The sequence below is a fragment of the Photobacterium chitinilyticum genome, from assembly GCF_004104355.1.
GTDB classification, from domain to species: Bacteria; Pseudomonadota; Gammaproteobacteria; order Enterobacterales; family Vibrionaceae; genus Photobacterium; species Photobacterium chitinilyticum.
Map to the genome: position 1 here is coordinate 1 of NZ_RJLM01000291.1, position 326 is coordinate 326.

The window sequence follows — 326 nt, forward strand, 5'->3', positions numbered from 1 at the left end:
TTGGAGCGACACACGAGGTTCGAACTCGTGACCTCAACCTTGGCAAGGTTGCGCTCTACCAGCTGAGCTAGTGTCGCATTCTTGTATCTCAACAAGTAAATTGGTTGCGGGAGCTGGATTTGAACCAACGACCTTCGGGTTATGAGCCCGACGAGCTACCAAGCTGCTCCATCCCGCGTCCGATTTATATCTCACCGTTAAAGTACGGTAACAACTATTGTCTCACTGCCGAAGCAATAAGACCAATTTGGAGCGACACACGAGGTTCGAACTCGTGACCTCAACCTTGGCAAGGTTGCGCTCTACCAGCTGAGCTAGTGTCGCAT

Annotated in this window: 3 tRNA genes; all 3 read right to left on the reverse strand. The window is 51.2% G+C overall.

The features are described from left to right. Position 1: 1 nt before the first annotated feature. The 3 genes from EDI28_RS26795 to EDI28_RS26805 all read right to left on the reverse strand — a co-directional run bounded on the left by EDI28_RS26795 (position 2) and on the right by EDI28_RS26805 (position 324). Positions 2-77: transfer RNA gene (locus tag EDI28_RS26795), tRNA-Gly, on the reverse strand. Positions 78-101: 24 nt separating this feature from the next. After that, positions 102-178, reverse strand: a tRNA-Met gene (locus EDI28_RS26800). A 70-nt stretch (positions 179-248) separates the two neighbouring features. After that, positions 249-324: transfer RNA gene (locus tag EDI28_RS26805), tRNA-Gly, on the reverse strand. Positions 325-326 lie beyond the last annotated feature (2 nt).